We start from the raw sequence: 20,802 nt of genomic DNA on the forward strand, positions 1-20,802 counted from the left end.
AGGAGAAAGAGGAAGTTTCTCACCTGGGAATTCTTCACGAGTCCTCCTTCCCATCATCGCCGTCCGCTGTCAGGTTGCGATCGTTAATTGCATTCTCGATCGGTATACCGACCTTATCAACAAGGTGAAGAACGACCCACGCCACACCCATCGACACGACGACGACAATCGGTATGACAATGGGAGCTTGGCCCCACACGGATAAAGAGATAATCCATTGCTCTGCCGAATTCCATGCGTCCGCACTGGACTGAGACAACGACGAAGGGGCCGAGGAAACGAGCGCGGTGCCGTGTATAGCGGTGCCATGTAGGTCCGCCAATGCTGCACCGGATAAAGCTAAGACATCAGGATGGATCACCATGGCACGATCCCCGCTCCTCCTCGATACAGTTTCTTGGTCACATTCTCAGTCAAAGGACCTTCGGCCAGACGGCTCCTATTATGCACGCCTTCGACGCTCGGTAAGGCCTCAAGCCTCCTGTCATAAACGTGATTGAATGGTTCTATGACTTCGGAGCCGCCTACCGAACCGTCGAAGCATACGACGGCCCTCGACGACCGCGCGGAAGATAGCCACGCAGAGGGCACCCACTCGCCTTCCACAGGTGATGATGCGCGGGATCGTCTCTACGCTTCCACGGCTGAACTTTACGATCGCGTGGCGGCTCGCTTGTCGTCCCGGCTCATAGGCTCGTATTCAACGTCGTTTACCTTATCGACGCGCCTGCTTGGCCCACGAGTTCGGCAGGATATCCACAATCTCTACGGAATTGTCCGCGTGGCCGATGAAGTTGTCGACGGCGCAGCGGGCGGCCATGGTGTTCCCCCAGAACACATTCGGGACATCCTCAACGACTATGAACAACGCGTTCACGAAGGTTGCGCCACCGGGTTTTCGACCGATCCAATCATCCACGCCTTCGCCGGCACAGCGCGGTCATGCGACATCAAACCCAGCCATCTATCAGCATTTTTCGAATCGATGCGCGCCGATATTCCCGCATCTGTTCCCTCATCCGCTCCCGCGTCGCCCTCCATCACCCACCAAGCACCCCAGTCCACAACGGTGTACGACGCCGAGACCCGCGACACCTACATTTACGGTTCAGCGGAAGTCATTGGCCTCATGTGCCTGTCCATTTTCTTGCGCGACGAAACACCATCGCCCGCCGACCATCGCACAATGGAACAGGGTGCTCGCCATCTCGGGGCAGCGTTTCAAAAAATTAATTTTCTTCGGGATTATGCGGCGGACAAGGACGGCCTGAACCGCGATTACGTCGCGCATGGGCAGCCCCTCAATGACGAGACCAAAGACTCTTTCCTGGCCGAGATCTACCGCGATTTATCTATCGCTCACCAGTCTATTCCTCTCCTACCCGCGAGCTCACGCCTCGGGGTACGCGCTGCATATGCGATCTTTTTAAAGCTTGCTCATTCTCTTGAGCACACACCAGCTCAGAAGGTGACGTCCTCCAGGATCCGCGTGGGGAATGCCACCAAACTTCTTACGACGGCACAGTCCGTCGTGGCCGGAGAAACTCGCCGCTTCCGCACTCGCCATCGTCGCGGTACCAATTCTTGACGTTCCCCTGGTCTTCTCAACGCAACCTGCGTCGCCAAGGCCAGCGTCGGCAATAATGACTAGACCTCCTCGATGGGTGAGGCCCAGAGGGATAAGTTAGAGCGGAACTGCCCAGGTCATCCCCCTGAATATGTTCCATGTCACCGATAACGACTATCCTTGCTGCCATGCCTGGCCACCAATTTTCCACCCTCTCGATAGAGGAACTGCGTGCCCGCGGAACAAGGAAGTGGACTCATTTTCCTCCCGACGTGCTGCCCGTCTGGATCGCGGAATCCGACTTCGATACCTGCCCGGCCGTGATCGACGCGGTTAACGCGGGTGTTCGTCGGCAATATTTCGGTTATCCACCCGAACTCCCTGAGCTCGGGGAAGCCCTCAGTTCCTGGTGCCATGACGCATATGGGTGGGACGTTGACCCGACTGCCATCGCAGGCGTGCCCGACGTGGTTCGAGGTCTTCGGCTGGCCATCACGCACTTCACGGATCCTGGCAGCCCCATCGTCATCCCTACCCCCGCATATATGCCGTTTTTCGCGCTGCTGGAGGTATGCGACCGGCCTGGAGTGTTCGTCCCCATGATCCAGGACACCGCGACCAGCCGGTGGGTATTCGACCTCGACGGTCTGGAGCGGGCATTCGCCAATGGTGCTGGCAGCATGATCCTGTGCAACCCGCACAACCCCTTGGGGACCGCTTTTACTGCCGACGAACTTCGCACGGTGACCGATCTCGCAGCCCGCTATGACGTGCGCGTTTTCTCCGACGAAATCCACGGGCCACTGGTTTATGACCGCCCGCATATCCCGACGGCGAGCGTGTCCGAGACCGCTGCCCGCGTGACGATCACGGCCACGGCTACCTCAAAGGGGTGGAACACGGCCGGCTTGAAATGCGCGCAACTGATTTTCACGAATTCCGCCGACAAATATGTGTGGGATACGCGCATTAACTTCCTGGATAAGGAGGGGGTATCGACGCTCGGCCAGCTGGCAGCGATCGGAGCGTACACGGATGGCCGGGAATGGCTCCGGGAGGAAATTGATTACCTCCGCGACAACAAGAACCTTCTTGTTGAGGCTCTCAACCGGATTCCGAATGTGCGCACTACTAACCCAGAAGCGACGTTCTTGCTGTGGGTGGACATGACCGATGTGGTCATTCCCGCTGTGCCGGATGAATCTCGGAATGGCGAGGACAACGACACCACCGACAAGGGAATAACGTTCGGCGACAGTATCCGCCGTGGCGGTCTCAACCCCGAACAATGGCTGGTCAAACACGCGAAGTTAGCACCTAATGACGGTGCTGCTTTCGCTGCACCTCCCGCCGAGTCCGCGCAGGGGAACACGGCACAGGGGAACGGCAACGAATCCCAATCGCTCCCCCACGGATTCGGATGCATTCGGATCAATTTCGCAACCTCGCGCGACATCTGTGAAATGATTGCCACTACGTTGACCCAGCTCTTCGGCTCCACCGAGAATCCGAATGGCACACCACGCCACACCACACTAACCGGTGCCCCAGAGGCTCACTAACCACCAACGCTAACCATCCACGAATAACCCATGGTCGGACTTCTCACAGCACATACGTCGACAACCTCGGCGTCGAAGCGTCGGAAATTGCAACACCTCGCCACATTCACTGCAACAACCACGGTGGCGGCCCTCTCACTCTTCATCGCAGGATGCAGTGCGGGCCACACAGCGGTCCAAACTGGACGCGTCGCCTCCGACAACTCCGCCGTCATTGCGCTGACAGCAGCCCCTGCCACCCTTGACTTCACAACATCAGGGGGAGCGGCGATACCTCAGGCGTTGATTGGGAATGTATACGAGGGACTGGTTCGGATATCGTCCCAAGGGGACATCGAACCCCAGCTGGCGACGTCATGGGATCTCTCCCCGGATCGCACAACCTACACCTTTCACCTGCGGGAAGGAGTGCATTTTTCTAACGGTGACGAGTTTACCGCCGATACCGCCAAGTTCAGTATCGACCGGGTCAAATCGGACGCGTGGACCAACGGGCTCAAGGCGGGGATGAAGCCGGTGACGCGCACGCAAGCCGTCGATAAATACACCTTGGCCGTCACGCTCTCCGCCCCCAGTAATGGCTGGTTGTGGTCCATGGGCACGCTCATCGGGGCGCAAATGACGCCCCGTGGCGTCGATCATTTGGCCACCGCACCCGTCGGGACCGGCCCTTTTACCGTCGACGAGTACAAGGTCGGCCGATTCCTCACATTAACGGCGAACCAGTCATATTGGGGCCAGCAACCAGCCACCCGCCATGTGGCGTTGCGCTATATGACAGATTCCACCGCGACAGCGAATGCGCTCCGGTCAGGTGACGTCGACGCGATTGTCGGAATGGATGCCCCGGAGATGGTCTCTTCCTTCCACGACAACAATCGGTATGCCGTCGATGTTGGTACGACAACCGGCAAAGTACTGCTGACCATGAACAATAAGCGTGCGCCGTTTAACGACGTCCGTGTCAGGCGGGCGGTGATGTACGCGATCAACCGGCAAGCGGTGATCAATACCGCGTGGGGCGGTTTTGGTGAAGATACCGGTGGCGTTCCTGCCCCGCCGACGGATCCGTGGTCATACCACTCCACCGAGTATCCCTACGATCCTGATCGCGCGCGGGAATTGTTGTCCGAAGCCGGCGTCCACGATGTCGATATCACCTTCACCGTGCCGGCCCGCGCGTATGCCACCAATGCTGCAGAGCTCATTATTTCTGAGCTGGAGGACGTCGGAATTCATGCTCATATCGAATCGCAGGAATTCCCCGCCGTGTGGTTGTCTCAAACTCTTACCCAGCATGACTACGACATGTCCATCATTGAGCACGCTGAGGCCAGGGACATTCCCACATTGTTCGGAAACCCGGACTACTACCTCGGTTACGACGACGAGCAAACACGCACACTCTTGTCCGCTGCGGATTCCGCGCCTCCTGATGAGTACGCGCCCCTCATGCGCAAAGCTGTTGATCGGATCATGAATCAAGCAGGTGCTAACACGATATTCATCTATCCCAACATCGTTGTGCGGGATAAGGATCTCACCGGTATCCCTACGACTATTGCCGGGCAGGGGCTGGAACTCGCTGGTATTAACCGCGCCCATCACTCGACCGCACGGAGCGAATCATGACAGCTCATGTACGCATCGTAGGCAGGATCGCTCTGCGCTATATCGTGTCCCTGTGGGCAGCGTCGGTCATCATTTTCATGATCATGCGGCTCATTCCAGGTGATCCCGCGGAGGTTTCCCTGGGCGAGACCGCGACGCCACAAGCTATTGAGTCGATGAAGCACACGCTGGGGACCGATCGACCGCTGATCACACAGTACTTTTCGTGGATCACCGGGATGCTGCATGGGCACTTCGGGGTCTCCTACTCCAGTGGAACGGACATCGGGCCAATACTGATGGACCGGACGGCGGTCAGCCTCATTCTGGTTCTGACCAGCATGGTTCTTGCCATTGCACTCGCCGTCCCCCTGGGAACCTGGGCAGCCATGCGTAACCACAAACCGGACGGCACTGCCCTGTCGGTGCTGGCACACGTGGGCATCGCCATTCCCAGTTTCCTAGCCGGCATCCTGTTGATCTCGCTTTTTGCCGTTCACTGGAGCGTCCTCCCCGCAAATGGCTGGGTTCCCCCGAACCAATCCTTCACCGGTTTTCTCCGACGGCTCATCCTTCCGTGTTGCGCATTGGCGTTCATTCAGGCAGCGATCCTGACACGCTATGTTCGATCAGCAGTCTTGGAGGTTCTGCACCAGGAATACATCCGTACCGCCAGGTCAACGGGCTTATCGACGCTTCACGCCCTCGTTGCCCACGGTGCGAGGAATGCAGCCGTGCCCATCGTGGCAGTCATTGGCGTCAACATGGCCACACTTGTCGTCGGAGCTGTGCTCATTGAGCAGGTTTTCGTCATCCCCGGATTGGGATCCTACGTCCTTGATGCGGTGAATAGTCGCGACATGATTACCGTCCAAAGCTGCGTCATGATGCTGGTCACCATCACGCTCACCGTCACGCTGGCCGCCGACGCCGTAGCGGCACTGATTGACCCCAGAATGTCGAGGTCACGCCTTGTCTAACGCACGCACACAAGTACCACGTTCAGGGACACCGAATCCAGTGATGGCAGGAAAGAATCGACGGTTAACGGCGGTGACCCGCGCCAACCACCGCGTCATGTTTATGGTTGGGGCAGCCGTGGTGAGCGTGGTCGTCCTTGTCGCACTGGTATCGCTGGTCTGGACACCGTATGGGCCACAAGAGGCTAACCCGGCGTCGGCACTACAACCGCCGAGTTGGGACCATTGGGTGGGAACCGACCGGTACGGTCGGGATACGTTATCGCGGATCATGGTCGGATCCCAGATCTCACTCGAAGTGAGCGTTCTCGCGGTCGCGATTGGTGCCGGGGTCGGCGTTCCGCTCGGGATACTTGCCGCAGTCCGCGGAGGGTGGCTGGATTCCTTCATCATGCGGCTGTCGGATTTAGCGCTGGCATTCCCGGCTCTCCTGTTGGCGATCATCGCCGGATCGGTTGTCGGCGTCGGCACGTCGTCAGAGATGGTTGCCATTGGGATTGCGTTTATCCCCAACTTTGCCCGCGTATCGCGCGCGGGCACCCGACAAGTCCTCAGCCAGGACTACATTTTGGCCGCTCGAAGTGCGGGAATGGGATGGCTCTCCATTGCGACGAGGCACATCGTTCGTGGAATTACCGGCCTCATCATTGTCCAGGCGACGGTTTCGGTGGCGCTCGCCATTCTGGCTGAGGCAGGGTTGTCATTCTTGGGCCTGGGGACACCGCCGCCGCAGGCCTCATGGGGCCGGATGCTCCAGGACTCTCAGGTTTTCCTCGATTCACACGCGGAGCTGGCTCTGTGGCCGGGGCTCGCTATCGCCCTCACGGTACTGGGGTTCAATCTTCTTGGCGATGGGCTCCGCGACATCCTCGATCCGTTCTCCCACCGGGCAATGTACGACGCTCCAGCCACGAGCGCGGCTCATGAGGAGCCTGAGCAGGGGCCGAAATCAGAGGAGGCGTCGCGAGAAACAGCGCTGGAGTCAGCGGCGAACGAATCGTCGTCGGCAATTTTGCGGGTGAGAGACCTGTCATTGACCACTCCGCGCTCTGCAAATGCGGCCGCAAATGAGCGTCGATTAGTTGACTCTCTGAGCTTCAGTCTCGAGCCCGGTGCCAGGCTCGGGCTCATCGGCGAATCCGGATCGGGGAAATCGTTAACGGCACTGGCGATCATGGGACTTTTGCCCGACGATGTGCGCCCGTCCGGATCGATCATGTTCGCTGGCAACGAAATTGTGGGCGCTGCTGATAGCACCCTCAGCCAGTTCCGGAGCGTGCGCATGTCGATGGTTTTCCAAGAGCCCATGACTGCGCTGAATCCGCTCATGACCGTGGGCAAACAAATCGAACGCGCATGTCGGGCTGGTACACGAGAAGCCAAGCGTACTGGCGGAAACCAACATTCGTCTGATCACAGCCGGCGGGAGCGTGACGTTAAAGTCCGTGAGCTTCTTGAGTCGGTGGGGCTCCCCGAGCGCGCTTACTATTCGTATCCGTTTGAGCTCTCTGGCGGCCAACGCCAGCGAGTTCTCATCGCGATGGCGTTTGCGAATGACCCTGAGCTTCTCATTTGCGACGAACCGACAACGGCGCTGGACGTCACCGTTCAACGGTCTATTTTGATGCTGATCAACCGGCTTGTTCGCGAAAACAACACCGCGCTGCTGTTCATCACGCATGATTTGACGGTCGTTGCGAACATGTGTGACAACATTCTGGTCTTGAAGGATGGGGTTCCGCGCGAATACGGGCCGACAGAGCGCATCTTGCAGCATCCTCGGGATTCCTACACAACGATGCTGGTTCACAATGCGCACGTTCATGACATTCGCGACGAAGACGATGCACAGGGTCACGATGGGTCCGCCGAACATGATGCACGCAACGAGGCTTCCCCGACGCCATCGTCAACCGATCCTCTCATCCAGGTCCACCATGTAAGCCAGGTATTCGATCAACGTCAGAACCGCTTCGGGCCGTCGTCGGCAATCACTGCTGTCGACGATGTGACATTAGACATCCACCGGGGCGAACGCCTTGGCATCGTCGGCGAATCTGGATCGGGCAAAACTACCCTGCTGAAGATCATGGCGGGGCTCACCCGACCGACATCCGGCGATGTCCGTGTCGACGGGCGCGTCATTACCAATCCGCACGATATGAGCCGCTATGGGCAGGTTGTCTTCCAGGATCCGCGTGGTTCCTTGGATCCCACCATGACTATCGGTGATTCGCTGGCCGAACCACTCCGCGCGCAACCACATCCCCTCCCCCGAGACGAACAGCGCGAACGCATAGCCACCGTGCTCAAGCAGGTGGGGCTGGATCCGTCGGCAATAGATCGGTTCCCTCATCACTTCAGTGGTGGCCAACGGCAGCGGATTTCACTTGCCCGCGCGCTGACTACCCACCCTCATATTCTTCTTGCCGACGAGCCCGTGTCGGCGTTGGACGTCACCGTGCGGAACCGCGTCATTGCGCTTCTCGATGAGCTGGCCGAAGACTATGGACTGACAATGGTGTTCTTATCGCACGATCTTGACGTTGTGCGGCACATTTGCGACACGGTTGCTGTGATGAAGAACGGGCGGATCGTCGAAAAGGGAACAAGCGATCAGATTTATCGCAATCCTCAGCATGAGTACACGAAGGAACTGATTAGCGCTGCCTGCCAACCGGCCCCGCCGACATAAGATTCAACATAAAACTCAACCGGCCGTGACAGAGCGGCTGGTAAGCTCGCCGGCATGAAAGCTAAGTACCATTCTGATCCTGAGGGGGACGATTCCATCACGAATACCAATGAGCATTACAACTTTTATGAGCAGCTCAACCTGGACCCGTCGTTAGCGCCGGAAGAGCTTGTCGACATCTGCACGTCCCGGCTGCGCGAGCTGGAGAACAACGGTGTTCCTGAAACCGATGCGCGCGTGCAAGAGCTTCTAGCGGCTCGGACGATTTTCCACAATGACCGGGCGAAGGCCACCTACGACGATGCGCTGCAGCGGACTGATATCCCGGCGATGACTGTTCCGGCGCTGCGTCATCTTGCCCGCACAGGAACATTGCCGGACGAGTATGCCAGTGCGGCAGCTTCCGGCACCCAAAGTGATGAGGTCGGCGCACACTGGGGTGAGGGTAACGCGACTGCTGGCCTGTTTTCGGAAGAAGGCCTGGATGAGCAGGCTGGTTCTGAGGCCGATGCCCAGTCCTCCACCAAGTCGCTATCGCCGTTTAGCGTTGCTCCAACACCGATCAAAATCAGTGTGACGTTGATCGGTCTGATGGGAATCATTGCGGCAATTGCCGTTGTGTGGTCCCGGTTCTCTGATGATGTTCGCGTCATTCAATACAACCCCATGACTGGTGCTGTGATGTATAACCACCCGACGTTCACAGTCAACGAATCATGGGCAATGCTCACGATGGGGGCCGGCATTCTTATTCCCGCCCTTCTTGTGCCCCAGCTTCGACGATTCATGCGCGTGCCTGTGCTTGCTTATGCGGTCACGGGGCTGATGCTGTCAGCATTTCCGTATAAGTCCGTCGTCGTTGGTGAGGGCGACAAAATCGTGACCATCATTACCGCTCTGGCGTCGGCCGCGCTGATCGCGCTCGCCATGATGATGACCACTCGTACCCGCACAACACCCGACACATCGGGGAAGGATGGTTTCACTACCGCGGATCCTGATGGCTCTTCCTTCGAGGCGGAGAACGCTGGGGCTAGGACCGCGGGTGCTGAGTCCGCAGCGGCTTCTCGAACTGCAAGCGGCGCAGAGGTTACCGACCAGCACATCTCTGGTACTGCCGGCAAGCAGACTAACGAATAGGTTTGCCTTTCTCGTCGTAAGTGTAAAAGCCTCGGCCGGTCTTCTTTCCTAGCCGACCGGCTTGGACCATACGACGCAGTAGGGGCGGGCAGGCGTACGCCGGGTCGCCGTATTCGTCGACCATGACGTCGGCGATAGACGCGACAGTGTCCAGCCCCACCATGTCGGAAAGCGCAATAGGTCCCATGGGGTGTGCTGCACCATTGCGCATACCAGCGTCGATGTCTTCCTTCGTCGCCACGCCATTTTCCAGCATGCGGATCGCAGAAAGCAGGTAGGGCACCAACAAGAAGTTGACGATAAACCCAGAGCGATCCTTCGCCTTGATCACCGTTTTCTTGAGCACCTCACTGGCCCACTTTTCAGCCCGATCCGCGACGGCATCTGTCGTATCCAAGGTCCGAACGTGCTCAACTAACGGAAGAACCGGAACGGGGTTAAAGAAGTGCAGCCCCATCACGCGACCTGGGTTCGACGTTGCCGACGCAATCTGCTGAATCGGCAGCGACGAGGTGTTAGAACACAAAGGCGCATCGGGATCCGAAACAATCTTGTCGAGCTTCCCAAAAATATCGGCTTTGACCTCGGGATTTTCAACAATCGCTTCACAGACTAACTGGCGGTCCGCAAATTCTTCCAAGTCAGTGGTGATGCGGATACGCCCGAGCGCGGCATCCTTCTCCTTCTCAGACAGCTTGCCTCGTGATACACCGCGCTCGAGGGACTTGGTGATCCTCTCGAGGCCTTTGTCGGCGAACTCCTGGGCAGCTTCCCACGCTACGACGTCGGAACCATGACGGGCAGCAACCTCGATAATGCCTGACCCCATTTGACCAGCACCGACGACACCTACACGCAACGCTGAAATGTCGACCGAGTCCGATGCCTTATCGTTGTTCTTCTGATCTGCCATGAGTATGTTGTCCCCTCTTTTGCTCTTAGCCGCTGTGGTCAGCGTTTCATTGGTGGTTTCCCTTACAGGTGGTTTCCCTCATGGTAAAAACATCACTGGCTTTTCGTCGGAAAATACGAAAGAAAATGGCAGTTGTACTCGCCCGGGGCCCATCCTCGTACTAGTCCCCCGTCCCAGTGTGGGGGCTTTTACCAGGTCTTATATTGCCTATCGTTGACGAAAAAGCCGTGTCCTTCAGCGCTGGTACACGTCATTCCACTTGCCTTCGATGTGCATGTGTAGGTGGTTGTGTAGGTCCCCTGGACTGGGATTGTTTTCGATTGACCATAAGGCAGCACAGGTCCTGTCCGTGGGAATTCTCCCTGCAAGAGCCAGTGGCACGGTTCCGCGTCGGGACCTCGGCGGAAACCAATCATGGTGTCATTTCTCGCTTCGACACCCAGATATGGGCATCGATTTTCGTCACCCCATCGGGGATGCTGATGGACATCACAGCCATCGTCATCCATCCCGCGGAACTGGCACACGATGTTGCTACTTGGACTTTGAAATACCGTCCGGCCTGGTGACGTCGTGGTTGCACCCCCACCTGCTGCGCCACTGCCGGTCCTGGGAGTTGCTGTCCCATTCTTCGCGGTTCGTGGCAATGCTGCGCGGTTCCCCTGAGCACCGCCCTGTTGTTGCTGGGCAGTTCCATTCGTCGCACCGCGCTGCGTGCCACTATGACGGCTGGTCGTCGTCGAATTGAGACTGGGATGCGGGTTATCCTGAGGGGTCCCTGTCGCCGGCTGCGGTGCACGCGAGTTCGAGGTGGAATGAGTCTGCGACTGAGTTGCCGACGCTACCGACGCGTGATCATGGGCAGAATTCGCAACATCATCGCTGCTGCTACACCCAGCTAAGCCACCGCCGACGACAATCCCGACAGCCACCGCGATGCTCGCGCCACGTCGTGTGGTCTGCATGATCCGTCGACAACCGGCACGCCCAAAGAGGCCACGAGACTCGGACACCTCGGGGGTTCCCGTTACCTCGGGTTGGCGACGTCGACCATGGGGAGCATTCATGTCACCGACAATACGTGACAACGCCGGGATAGGACACCCCCATTTCGCGCCACGAGATAGGTATGAGGTACGAAGGAAAACTCACTACAGAGGCCATCGGGGCAAGGGTACTCACTGTGAATAACGGCCACACCCGACGTACTATCCGCAGTTTCCCCACGTCACCCCTATCCGAACTCGAGTTCGAATTTTGTGTGTATGATGTCCCTCATGCGAACGACGCGAGCACATTGTTCCAGCCACCTTGGACCATTGTTTTCCCACTATTCACTCTCAGCACTGGTGGGCATTGTTCTCAGCCTCGGCCTTGTTATGCCCCTTGCAGGCTGCGGCGATATCGCTACACAGAGCGACAATGGTTCATCGTCCGCTGCCTCCGCAGCCAACAATGATGCCGCTCCCACGAACGATGGCACTGGACCAAACGACAATGGCTCAGCCGACGATGGCTCGTCACCCGCAGATTCTCCTGATCAAGGCGCTAATGAACCACCCGCAACGGATGCTGCTTTCCCCGGTTCCCCACGTGCTGAACACATCGGTCAGCTGAGCAAACAAGAAAGCGCCGATGCACTCACAGCGCTGAATGTCCCCTTCCCCACCGGCGACATTCACGCACTTCTCGCAGCGCTGCCTGAATCACCGCGTCGTGGTGGCGCAGAGCGATACCAGCGCAAGAATTTCGGCCCGTCATGGGCGGATGTGGACCGCAACGGCTGTGACACCCGCAATGACATCCTCCACCGGGACCTCACGGACATCACGACGAAACCGCCACAGGGATGCGTCGTTCTCACGGGGGAATTACATGACCCCTACACGGGCAACACCATCGATTTCCACCGTGGGAAGAAAACCTCGCAGGCAGTACAAATCGACCACGTTGTCGCGCTATCCAATGCATGGGCCAGTGGCGCCTATGCCCTGCCGTATGCCGCGCGCACTGCACTTGCCAACGATCCACTCAACTTGCTCGCCGTGGACGGCCCGACCAACAACGCCAAGTCCGACAAGGACGCTGCCGAGTGGATGCCGCCGAACACCGCCTACCGGTGCGGATACGCCGACCGGCAAGTTCGAGTGAAGTCGAAATACCATCTACGGGTCACGCGACAGGAGAAAGAGGCGCTCACCGCTGTGCTTAATCAGTGCGCGGCGTAGCGCCCCCGCAGAGCCCCGGCGAGACCTACTTCTTACCCTCGTCCGTCGATAAGGCCGCAACGAACGCTTCCTGAGGAACTGAGACAGAACCGATACTCTTCATGCGCTTCTTACCGGCCTTCTGCTTCTCCAGGAGCTTCCGCTTACGAGAAATGTCGCCGCCGTAGCACTTGGCCAACACATCTTTGCGGACAGCACGGACATTCTCGCGCGCAATGATCTTCGACCCGATTGCAGCCTGAATCGGTACCTCAAACTGCTGACGAGGGATGAGCTCCTTGAGCTTCGTCGTCATCTTATTGCCGTACCACTGAGCATTGTCCCGGTGCACGATGGCAGAGAACGCATCCACTGGATCGCCCTGCAAGAGAATATCGACTTTCACGAGGTCGGCAATCTGCTCGCCGGCATCCTCATAATTTAAGGACGCGTACCCCTTCGTGCGGGACTTCAGCATGTCGAAGAAGTCGAAGATGATCTCTCCCAGCGGCATGGTGTACCGCAGCTCGACGCGGTCTTCTGACAGATAGTCCATGCCCCCCATCTGGCCGCGCTTGGACTGGCACAGCTCCATCGTCGGGCCCAAGAACTCCGCCGGAACGATCACAGTCATCTTCACGATAGGTTCGTAGATCTCCCGCGGCTTTCCATCAGGCCAATCGGAAGGATTACGCACCTTGATCTCTTCGCCTGCCTCGGTCACCACGCGGTACACCACCGAGGGAGCGGTCGAAATCAAATCCAAGTTGAACTCGCGCTCCAGCCGAGCACGGGTAATTTCCATATGGAGCAAACCCAAGAACCCACACCGAAAACCGAAGCCCAATGCCACGGACGACTCCGGCTCATAGGTCAACGCGGCGTCGTTGAGCTGCAGTTTCTCTAAGGCGTCGCGCAAATCCGGGTACTGGTCCGCCGAAATCGGGAACAAGCCCGAATACACCATCGGCTTCGGCTCTTCATAGCCCTTCAACGGTTCCGTGGCAGGATCATTCACCACGGTCACGGTGTCGCCCACCTTCGACTGGCGCACATCCTTCACACCCGTGATGAGGTACCCTACTTCGCCGACACCCAAACCGTCGGTCTTCTTCGGCTGCGGCGACACCACGCCGATCTCCAGCGTCTCGTGCGTGGCCCCCGTCGACATCATCTGAATCTTCTCGCGAGCTTTCAGCCGACCATCCATCACGCGCACATAGGTTACGACGCCCCGATAGGTGTCATATACCGAATCGAAGATTAGAGCGCGGGCAGGCGCATCCGCATCCCCCGTCGGCGCAGGAACAACATCACACAACTTGTCTAACAGTTCGGGGACGCCGTCACCCGTCTTCGCCGAGACCCGCAACACTTCTTCCGGTTCACACCCAATGATCAACGCCAGCTCGTCGGCAAACTTGTCGGGGTCCGCCGCAGGAAGATCAATCTTGTTCAGGACCGGAATAATTTCCAGGTCATTCTCCATCGCGAGATACAGATTCGCGAGCGTCTGCGCCTCAATGCCCTGAGCAGCGTCGACAAGAAGGATTGCCCCCTCACACGCCTCCAGGGCACGCGACACCTCATAAGTGAAGTCGACGTGACCGGGGGTGTCGATGAGATGGAGCACAATCTGCTCACCCGCATGGTCCCCGGTTTTGGGGACCCACGGCAGGCGCACGTTCTGGGCCTTAATCGTGATGCCCCGTTCGCGCTCAATGTCCATGTTGTCCAGATACTGGTCGCGCATGTCACGATCGCCGACCACCCCGGTGAGCTGCAGAATTCGATCCGCCAAAGTCGATTTCCCGTGGTCGATGTGTGCGATGATGCAGAAGTTCCGGATACGCGCCGGGTCGGTGAACGTTGTTTCCGCGTAGTTGGTGGCCATAAAAGAGCTGTGATCCTCTCCGTCAGTACTCGGTGATCACAGTACTAGACGTTGGATTGCACCACTTTTCACACCGAATTATTGTGGGGACATGTTCGTACCGCGAGGAAATTCGGGCCCATTTTCATACGACTCTGAGCCCGAACGCCACACGCAGCGGTCTTCCCTAATCCGTCACATCACCGGCTTTCTTGCCCACAAGCGGGCAACCACGAGTGACGATGACTTCGAACTCCCTGACGCGGCCGGACGGTCGCACTCTTCACGCCGATCTCGTCGCGTGCCGACGTCATTCTCGCGGCCATTCCACCACGAAGGCGCCCTGGACCAAGGCCTTGCTTCACTACAGCAGGGACTAGGCATGACGGACTCCAGCGTTTCGACGTTTAATAACGAAGATGAGCCGGTTCTCGCACGGCCCACTGGGGCCTGCGCCTCTACCCTCATTTATGCACCGGATATGGATGGGCAAGCCGATCCTGGCGAGGTCGTCTGGGTTCATTCCCCGAACAAGCAATCGGATGGCCGGGAACGAGCAATCGTTATCCTGGGCCACCACGAGCGATACATCCGTGGACTTCTCATTTCGACGAATGACGAGCACTCGACGGATAACAACTGGCTGGAGATCGGCGCCGGGGGCTGGGACATGCAGGGCCGACCCGCATGGGTTCGGTTGGACAAGATCATTGAGGTTCCCGACCATATGATTCGTCGGAAAGGGACGGTGTTACCCCGGAGGCGGTTCGAGCGCATCGCCAGCCGGCTGCGGACGGACTACAACTGGCGTTAATGGTGGGCTGGGTTGGCAGCGCTGATATTGGACGCAATTCTTGAAGCACTGTAAAGTGTCCTGGAGTTCTACCACGCATGTGGACGATGAGCCGGAACAAGCAGGACCTTGGGTTTGTTCTTGAAGGTCGCTCATTCACGGGCTGATGCCCTTATATCGCCCTCCACATGCTCTTCACATGAGAAATGACATGAAGAGTTGTGGTAGATCGAGTCGTGCGCACCCAGTGCATGACAAGCGTAGAGAAAGAGGTAATTCCCGTGGCAAACATTAAGTCCAAGAAGAAGCGCATCAAGACAAACGAAAAGGCCCGTCAGCGCAACAAGGCCGTCCGTTCGCGTTTGCACACCGAGAACCGCAAGTTCCGTGAGCTCGTCGCTGCTGGTGACAAGGCTGGTGCCGAGGCTCAGCTTCGCCTGGCGTCCCGCGAGTACGACAAAGCCGTTACTAAGGGCACTCTCCACCGCAACAATGCTGCGAACAAGAAGTCTGCGATGGCTAAGTTGTTCAACTCGATGGACTAATTTTCCTACGAGTCCGCTGGTTCGTGTGGGCGGCAAGACCGTGTGATCGTTCGGTCACCTGTCTCTAAGCCCGCTAACCAGGGTGTTCCCCGCTCCGCTCGGAGCGGGGTTTTTCATTGCGTCCACGAGTGTTTGCACTAACGGTCATCTCCTCCGTGGCTATTTCATCCGCGCAAGCTCCGCCAGACGCCGAACACCTAGTTCAACAGCACTATCTTGGTCACCCGCGGCACCTTTAATCCCTGCTTCCATCTGCGCAGCAACCTGCACGGCCTCGGCAATTGCAGCCTGCGACCATCTCTGAGCTATCGGCGCTGTCCGTTTCAGTTTCCACGGTGGCATCCCTAACCGCGACGCATCACGATAGGGATCAATACGCCTATTCCCACTAAGCCGAGCGACCTCGCTGATCCCACGACACACCGCCGTCGAGATCGCCATGTGAGCCACTCCCAACTGGAGAGCCCGACGCACTTTTGCCACCGACTGGTCCACGTTGCCGGCGATAACGTCGTCGGCGATGGAAAAACTGCTGACTTCCGCGGTGCCGGTGTAGTACCGTCGCACGGCCTCGAGGTCGACTTTTCCGTCGTTATCGGCGACCAGCTGGCTCACCGCCGACGCCAATTCGCGCACGTTGGAACCGACGCTCTCGATGAGGGCAGAGACGACATCTGGGTTCACTCGCACGCGAAGCCGGTGGAACTCTGACTGCACAAAAGTGGGCAGTTCACGGACCGGAATGGCGTCAGCCCGGTGTTCTTCGCCAAGCTTGAGGAGTTTGGACACCATGGCCTTCGTCCGGCCTTCACCCGAATGTTGAATGATCAGGGTGATGCCCGGCGCGGGGTCTTTCGCAGTGGCAAGCACGAGTGATGCCGGCTCTTTACCTGCGTCATTCATGTTTGTAATGACGACGATGCGGTCTTCGCCGAAGAGACTGGGGCTCAGCAGCTCGGTGAGCTCGGGGCCCGTGATGTCTCCTGCGCGGACTGTGGTAACGGTGAGTTCATCGCCGGTGGGCGAGTTCTCACGGACACGTTTGACGATGGCACGGCGGTGACGATCCGCAAGGAAATCTTCTGTTCCGACAATGATGTGTACGGGTGCGGGCGCGCCGGATCCCTCCGCAGGGTCGAATGTGGTGCGTGACCTCCGTGATGGTGCCATGCCCGTCAGTCTACTGACCGCCGGGGACATAACGCGGCTCATGGGCAGAACCTCCATGAACAGGTACGTCCGTTGCTGCGTAGGACGACAATGCCTTCGTCGACAAGGGTGGTGACCGGTGCTCCATTGGCCAGTTGGCTCGGGCGAAAGGATTGATTACCGGCACCCGAATGCGATGATGGCGTTGGTGACGTCGGCGTGGTGATGACGAACCACCGTGCAGACGACGACTCTGGATCGATCTGTTTTTTATCGCTGACGAATGCGACAGCCTCGCCGTCCGCGCGGTGAGAAGCGTGGTGGGCAACATGGTTGCGGGAAGAAAGCTTCAGCTCACGGGCGCAATCTTTGATTCTTCGCTGGAGGCGTGAGGCCACCTCAGAGGTCACATCGTCAGGGGATGCGGGTGCTTGGTTGTCGACGTTGGCCAGAGCGTAGTGACTGTCTGGCCACATCATCACCGAGATAGTGGGCGAAAACGGACACACTGCAACGGTCCACTGAGTTGGAGGAAACGCGGGGGATCTCACGAGGTGGGTGATGGCCCGCAGGCGGTCGAAGGCGTCGCGTGGTGGACGCAACGCGTACTCCGATGCTTGATTGCTCGGTCCACCGCCCGTCGGTCCCACTCCTGCGGAGAACTCTCCTGAGCGATCGCGCTCGCCGGCAGTCCCACCGCCAGTTGCTGCTAGACACGTCGACATGGCGACCACAACAACTCCGACGCTCCCCAGTGCTTTGCCCCACCAGCTTGTGATCCGTCGGCTCGTCATCCCGCAGCTCGTCGTCCACGGTCGGAGCCGACGTTGCGCGGAACCAGCTCTCGGGCCAGGGGCCGCGGAAAACATCCGTCGGATAAAAACACCTGACCATAACGTCGACAAGAAAAAGTAGGAACCGACAACGGCAGTAATAACAATGATTGCTGAACCTGGTGATCCGACAACCAATTGGGCGGCCTCGCACTTGGCTATCGCGTGCCCAACCCAGCGAATCCACCACAAAACCGGCGTGCATGCAGCCATGCCTACCGACGCCAGCCAAGTGGCTCCGCGGCAGAACGAATCGCTGAGCCATTGAATGGCTTCACAGACTGTTCCCGCACGTATCCCCACGGGATGAGCCACAACGCTCAGTGCGCACAGAACGAGCGCGATGGTCCCGATGACCGTGACGGGCGCGACGACGAATCCGACTAAGGAATTGGCCACGATCGACAGAGCCGAGGTCCGGCCAATAACGAGCAAGATAATAGGTTGGGTGACCACATCTGCAGCTATGCATACGGCGCATCCGGTGATAACTGCCCGCGTGCGCCGCGATACCTCACCGGACTTTCCGCATGCGTTCAATACACGCACCACGACCTTCTCAATGGCATCGGACAAAGGTGGCGCAAGACAGATAATGCCGGCCGTCGCAGCGCACGATAAGGCAAATCCCAAGGACACGGCCATATCCGGGTTCCACACCACGAGCCCGATAATCCCCGCACACAAGGCGGGCAACGCTTGCCGACGCCTCCCCGCCATCGTGGCAAGAAGTCCCACGGTCCCCGCGACAGCCGCCCGCAACACGGACGCGTCCAATCCGATGAGAAGGACAAATCCCACCAATGAGCACCCCGCGCAGAGATAACGAACACGCGGACGCTCGGTGAAGACGATCGCGGCAACCACTCCAAGAACGATCGCAACATTCGCCCCGGACACCGCGGACAGGTGGCTGAGGCCAGAGGTGACAAAAGCTGCTTTATCGTCGTCAGATTGTAACGACGTATCACCAATCACCATCCCCTGAGCCAAACCCTCCAGATCCTCGGGCACATAGCGACGCGAGGCCTCAAGGAACTCCCGATGGACTGCGGACATCGCATGGCACCCGACACTCCATAACCGGCCGACACCCCACCCCATCGGCGACGATGGAGGTGCCTGCACGACGTGCAACCCCTGGCCTGACCCACTGTGTCCCGCGGATGACAGCGTTATTGGTGCAGTTCCCGGCTGGAAAGCCTCTTTGACCGACACGAGTCCTTCAAGGCGCTGACCAGGGTTAACTGTACGAAGCTCAGCCCCGCCTGAGACGAAAATATCCGACGGCATTCCCTTGAGGGATACCGATACGCCATACCGCTCCTGTCCCGGCTCGAAGGGAGCCTCCGGGAGCCGACGCGGGTAGGACGTCGCGGTGCAGTCCATAGATTGGTCAATGAGCAGATGGCCGCCCTGCTTGTGGGCTAACCAATGGCTCAACGAGCGACGGATGGCGTAGATCGATCTGACCCCTCCGATGATGGCGCCGACAACCACCATGAGAAACTGCAATCCCCAAGAGCGACGCGCATCGCCCGCGATCCCCCCGCCGTAACTACGTCGACGACGATTCATGTACCAGTGTGCAGAGATCACCGTCGCTGCTGCTAGTGCAGCACACACCGCCACAGCGGATACGGGATGGCCGAGCCACCAGGCAATAAAGCCCCCATCACCGTGAAAACTGGCCGCTTCTGACGTTCCCCATCGGAACCACACCACGACACCACTCGCTGCCCACACACCGGCAGCGCAGGGCAGTAACCGGCCATCCAGCGGAACCCGTTCTTTTGTTTTCTCACGGTTCGGACGTGCGGACTGGCTGTCCCCCACAGAAGGCGGGTTATCAGATCGTGACGGCATCGCGCATCGCGGCCAGTTTTGCGGGGCCTATCCCCTTAACTTCCGCCAATTGGTCGATACTTCGGAACGGCCCGTTCTGCTCGCGGTAGGCAATGATTGCCGACGCCGTTTTGGGCCCCACACCAGGTATGGCGGTCAGCTCAGCCTCACCTGCCGTATTGATATTCGTCCCGCCACCCGACTTCGCTGGCGGCCCCTGGCCTGGCGCGGATCCACCGCCGTGCCTCCCGCCGGCGCCCACGGTTGCGATCCTGCGTTCCCGGATGGTTCACCGCCGATAATGGTGCCATCTTTCCCTTCTTCTCCGATGCAGATTTGTTGCCCATCGAGTAGCTTTTGCGCTCGGTTAAGCCCGTCCCACCTGCCACGATCGGTCAGTCCGCCGGTCGCGTTGATGGCGTCATCAACCCGGGCTTGGGCATCCAGAGAGACTAATCCGGGATGAACGACATTGCAGACGACCGCGACCGTAATAGGCTGTGATGCCGGCTCGTGGCCGTTATGCGATCCCTCCTGAGCCCCAGCCTCTTTCTTATGCGCCGGTGCACCCGTTGAACCGTGGTCCGACGATTCCGCACCGGTTTTCTCTCTGGCCTCCCCGCGGTGGGTCTCTGCATCGGCCGACACCACCTGCGCCGCTTTAGACACGGGACGCTGACTATTGTCCTCCCCCATCAACGCGAACCCGATCACGGTGGACACTACAAGTACAGCAAGAACAACTATTCCGACACACGCCCGCGGCGACATCCCCTGGAGAAGCCGGATACCGCGCCGGGCATGTCCATCACGGGAGAAATCATAAAGGGCAACGTTGCTGTCATCCTCGGCGCGTTCGGCATCGAACATCCTGATTCGATCGCGACCTACGCTGTTCCCTGGACTCTGCGGGGCAGGTAAAGGCGAGGTGTTCTGTGGTCTCGACCGTGGCACGAACTCGCCGGGGAGATAGTTATCCGCGCCACGCTCAAGCACATTGGTCTCATTGGCGACGTCCGCCCGCGTCATCCCCACACTGCCCCTGCTACTCATGAGCCGGAGAGTAGAGAACTCCGCCCCTCATCGCTG

General features: G+C 58.7%; 17 protein-coding genes. 9 read left to right on the top strand and 8 right to left on the bottom strand.

Translation table 11 applies throughout. The annotated features are described in order from the left end of the window. Positions 1 to 34: 34 nt before the first annotated feature. Entirely contained in the window at positions 35 to 364 is a 330-nt protein-coding gene (locus tag KCQ76_RS02425; protein WP_046202560.1) for a hypothetical protein, read from the bottom strand. 144 nt (positions 365 to 508) lie between these two features. Here KCQ76_RS02425 and KCQ76_RS02430 point away from each other — a divergent pair, with 144 nt between their 5' ends. The 6 genes from KCQ76_RS02430 (at position 509) to KCQ76_RS02455 (ending at position 9,555) form a co-directional block, all read left to right on the top strand. Next, on the top strand, positions 509 to 1,588 hold the full coding sequence (locus KCQ76_RS02430) for a phytoene/squalene synthase family protein (RefSeq protein ID WP_052722200.1): 1,080 nt from the start codon (positions 509 to 511) through the stop codon (positions 1,586 to 1,588). 167 nt (positions 1,589 to 1,755) lie between these two features. Then, complete coding sequence (locus tag KCQ76_RS02435; protein ID WP_160296118.1) at positions 1,756 to 3,129, top strand: MalY/PatB family protein; 1,374 nt, start codon at positions 1,756 to 1,758, stop codon at positions 3,127 to 3,129. A gap of 30 nt (positions 3,130 to 3,159) precedes the next feature. Then, positions 3,160 to 4,761 (top strand): ABC transporter substrate-binding protein, encoded by a 1,602-nt coding sequence (locus KCQ76_RS02440; RefSeq protein WP_231725266.1) that lies wholly within the window; start codon positions 3,160 to 3,162, stop codon positions 4,759 to 4,761. Further along, positions 4,758 to 5,720 (top strand): ABC transporter permease, encoded by a 963-nt coding sequence (locus tag KCQ76_RS02445; RefSeq protein ID WP_060941856.1) that lies wholly within the window; start codon positions 4,758 to 4,760, stop codon positions 5,718 to 5,720. Before KCQ76_RS02440 ends, KCQ76_RS02445 begins: the two co-directional genes overlap by 4 nt. Before the next feature lie 43 nt (positions 5,721 to 5,763). Beyond that, a complete protein-coding gene (locus tag KCQ76_RS02450; RefSeq protein WP_046202561.1) occupies positions 5,764 to 8,415 on the top strand; it encodes an ABC transporter ATP-binding protein/permease in 2,652 nt (883 codons plus the stop codon). A 54-nt stretch (positions 8,416 to 8,469) separates the two neighbouring features. Beyond that, positions 8,470 to 9,555 (top strand): hypothetical protein, encoded by a 1,086-nt coding sequence (locus tag KCQ76_RS02455; protein ID WP_046202562.1) that lies wholly within the window; start codon positions 8,470 to 8,472, stop codon positions 9,553 to 9,555. On the opposite strand, the gene KCQ76_RS02460 is transcribed toward KCQ76_RS02455, so the two are convergent. Both KCQ76_RS02460 and KCQ76_RS02465 read right to left on the bottom strand, forming a co-directional pair. Continuing rightward, positions 9,545 to 10,468 carry a 3-hydroxybutyryl-CoA dehydrogenase gene (locus tag KCQ76_RS02460; RefSeq protein ID WP_046202563.1) on the bottom strand — a complete coding sequence of 308 codons (924 nt, stop codon included), beginning with the start codon at positions 10,466 to 10,468 and terminating at the stop codon, positions 9,545 to 9,547. The two genes, KCQ76_RS02455 and KCQ76_RS02460, sit on opposite strands and share 11 nt — an antisense overlap. 188 nt (positions 10,469 to 10,656) lie before the next feature. Then, on the bottom strand, positions 10,657 to 11,535 hold the full coding sequence (locus KCQ76_RS02465) for a hypothetical protein (RefSeq protein ID WP_146003201.1): 879 nt from the start codon (positions 11,533 to 11,535) through the stop codon (positions 10,657 to 10,659). Between the two features lie 210 nt (positions 11,536 to 11,745). On the opposite strand from KCQ76_RS02465, the gene KCQ76_RS11045 reads away from it, so the two are divergent. Beyond that, a complete protein-coding gene (locus KCQ76_RS11045) occupies positions 11,746 to 12,696 on the top strand; it encodes an HNH endonuclease family protein (protein ID WP_306421797.1) in 951 nt (316 codons plus the stop codon). A gap of 25 nt (positions 12,697 to 12,721) precedes the next feature. Here the strand turns inward: KCQ76_RS11045 and lepA are convergent, their stop codons facing one another. Then, on the bottom strand, positions 12,722 to 14,569 hold the full coding sequence (gene lepA, locus KCQ76_RS02475) for a translation elongation factor 4 (RefSeq protein ID WP_046202565.1): 1,848 nt from the start codon (positions 14,567 to 14,569) through the stop codon (positions 12,722 to 12,724). A gap of 91 nt (positions 14,570 to 14,660) precedes the next feature. Between lepA and KCQ76_RS02480 the strand changes: the two genes are divergently transcribed. Next, positions 14,661 to 15,362 (top strand): type II toxin-antitoxin system PemK/MazF family toxin, encoded by a 702-nt coding sequence (locus tag KCQ76_RS02480; RefSeq protein WP_052722198.1) that lies wholly within the window; start codon positions 14,661 to 14,663, stop codon positions 15,360 to 15,362. Between the two features lie 260 nt (positions 15,363 to 15,622). Further along, a complete protein-coding gene (rpsT, locus tag KCQ76_RS02485) occupies positions 15,623 to 15,886 on the top strand; it encodes a 30S ribosomal protein S20 (protein WP_046202566.1) in 264 nt (87 codons plus the stop codon). Between the two features lie 159 nt (positions 15,887 to 16,045). On the opposite strand, the gene holA is transcribed toward rpsT, so the two are convergent. The 4 genes from holA to KCQ76_RS02505 are packed head-to-tail and all read right to left on the bottom strand — an operon-like array spanning position 16,046 to position 20,766. Next, positions 16,046 to 17,056, bottom strand: coding sequence for a DNA polymerase III subunit delta (gene holA, locus KCQ76_RS02490; RefSeq protein ID WP_046202760.1), 1,011 nt, complete (start codon positions 17,054 to 17,056; stop codon positions 16,046 to 16,048). 38 nt (positions 17,057 to 17,094) lie between these two features. Further along, complete coding sequence (locus KCQ76_RS02495; RefSeq protein ID WP_160296119.1) at positions 17,095 to 19,704, bottom strand: ComEC/Rec2 family competence protein; 2,610 nt, start codon at positions 19,702 to 19,704, stop codon at positions 17,095 to 17,097. Between the two features lie 13 nt (positions 19,705 to 19,717). Next, positions 19,718 to 19,975, bottom strand: coding sequence for a ComEA family DNA-binding protein (locus tag KCQ76_RS11140; protein WP_160296120.1), 258 nt, complete (start codon positions 19,973 to 19,975; stop codon positions 19,718 to 19,720). Continuing rightward, complete coding sequence (locus tag KCQ76_RS02505) at positions 19,870 to 20,766, bottom strand: polysaccharide biosynthesis/export family protein (protein WP_160296121.1); 897 nt, start codon at positions 20,764 to 20,766, stop codon at positions 19,870 to 19,872. Before KCQ76_RS02505 ends, KCQ76_RS11140 begins: the two co-directional genes overlap by 106 nt. Between the last annotated feature and the right edge of the window lie 36 nt (positions 20,767 to 20,802).

Origin of the sequence: Corynebacterium parakroppenstedtii, from assembly GCF_019754935.1 — a bacterium.
GTDB lineage: Bacteria > Actinomycetota > Actinomycetes > Mycobacteriales > Mycobacteriaceae > Corynebacterium > Corynebacterium parakroppenstedtii.

Bases quoted from the DNA above. Each gene is read 5' to 3' on its own strand.
- KCQ76_RS11045 (WP_306421797.1), top strand. From the start codon at position 11,746: ATGCGAACGACGCGAGCACATTGTTCCAGCCACCTTGGACCATTGTTT.
- KCQ76_RS02425 (WP_046202560.1), bottom strand. From the start codon at position 364: ATGGTGATCCATCCTGATGTCTTAGCTTTATCCGGTGCAGCATTGGCG.
- lepA (WP_046202565.1), bottom strand. From the start codon at position 14,569: ATGGCCACCAACTACGCGGAAACAACGTTCACCGACCCGGCGCGTATC.
- KCQ76_RS02455 (WP_046202562.1), top strand. From the start codon at position 8,470: ATGAAAGCTAAGTACCATTCTGATCCTGAGGGGGACGATTCCATCACG.
- KCQ76_RS02450 (WP_046202561.1), top strand. From the start codon at position 5,764: ATGGCAGGAAAGAATCGACGGTTAACGGCGGTGACCCGCGCCAACCAC.
- KCQ76_RS02430 (WP_052722200.1), top strand. From the start codon at position 509: ATGACTTCGGAGCCGCCTACCGAACCGTCGAAGCATACGACGGCCCTC.
- KCQ76_RS02435 (WP_160296118.1), top strand. From the start codon at position 1,756: ATGCCTGGCCACCAATTTTCCACCCTCTCGATAGAGGAACTGCGTGCC.
- KCQ76_RS02445 (WP_060941856.1), top strand. From the start codon at position 4,758: ATGACAGCTCATGTACGCATCGTAGGCAGGATCGCTCTGCGCTATATC.
- holA (WP_046202760.1), bottom strand. From the start codon at position 17,056: ATGGCACCATCACGGAGGTCACGCACCACATTCGACCCTGCGGAGGGA.
- KCQ76_RS02505 (WP_160296121.1), bottom strand. From the start codon at position 20,766: ATGAGTAGCAGGGGCAGTGTGGGGATGACGCGGGCGGACGTCGCCAAT.
- KCQ76_RS02440 (WP_231725266.1), top strand. From the start codon at position 3,160: ATGGTCGGACTTCTCACAGCACATACGTCGACAACCTCGGCGTCGAAG.
- KCQ76_RS02480 (WP_052722198.1), top strand. From the start codon at position 14,661: ATGTTCGTACCGCGAGGAAATTCGGGCCCATTTTCATACGACTCTGAG.
- KCQ76_RS02460 (WP_046202563.1), bottom strand. From the start codon at position 10,468: ATGGCAGATCAGAAGAACAACGATAAGGCATCGGACTCGGTCGACATT.
- KCQ76_RS02465 (WP_146003201.1), bottom strand. From the start codon at position 11,535: ATGAATGCTCCCCATGGTCGACGTCGCCAACCCGAGGTAACGGGAACC.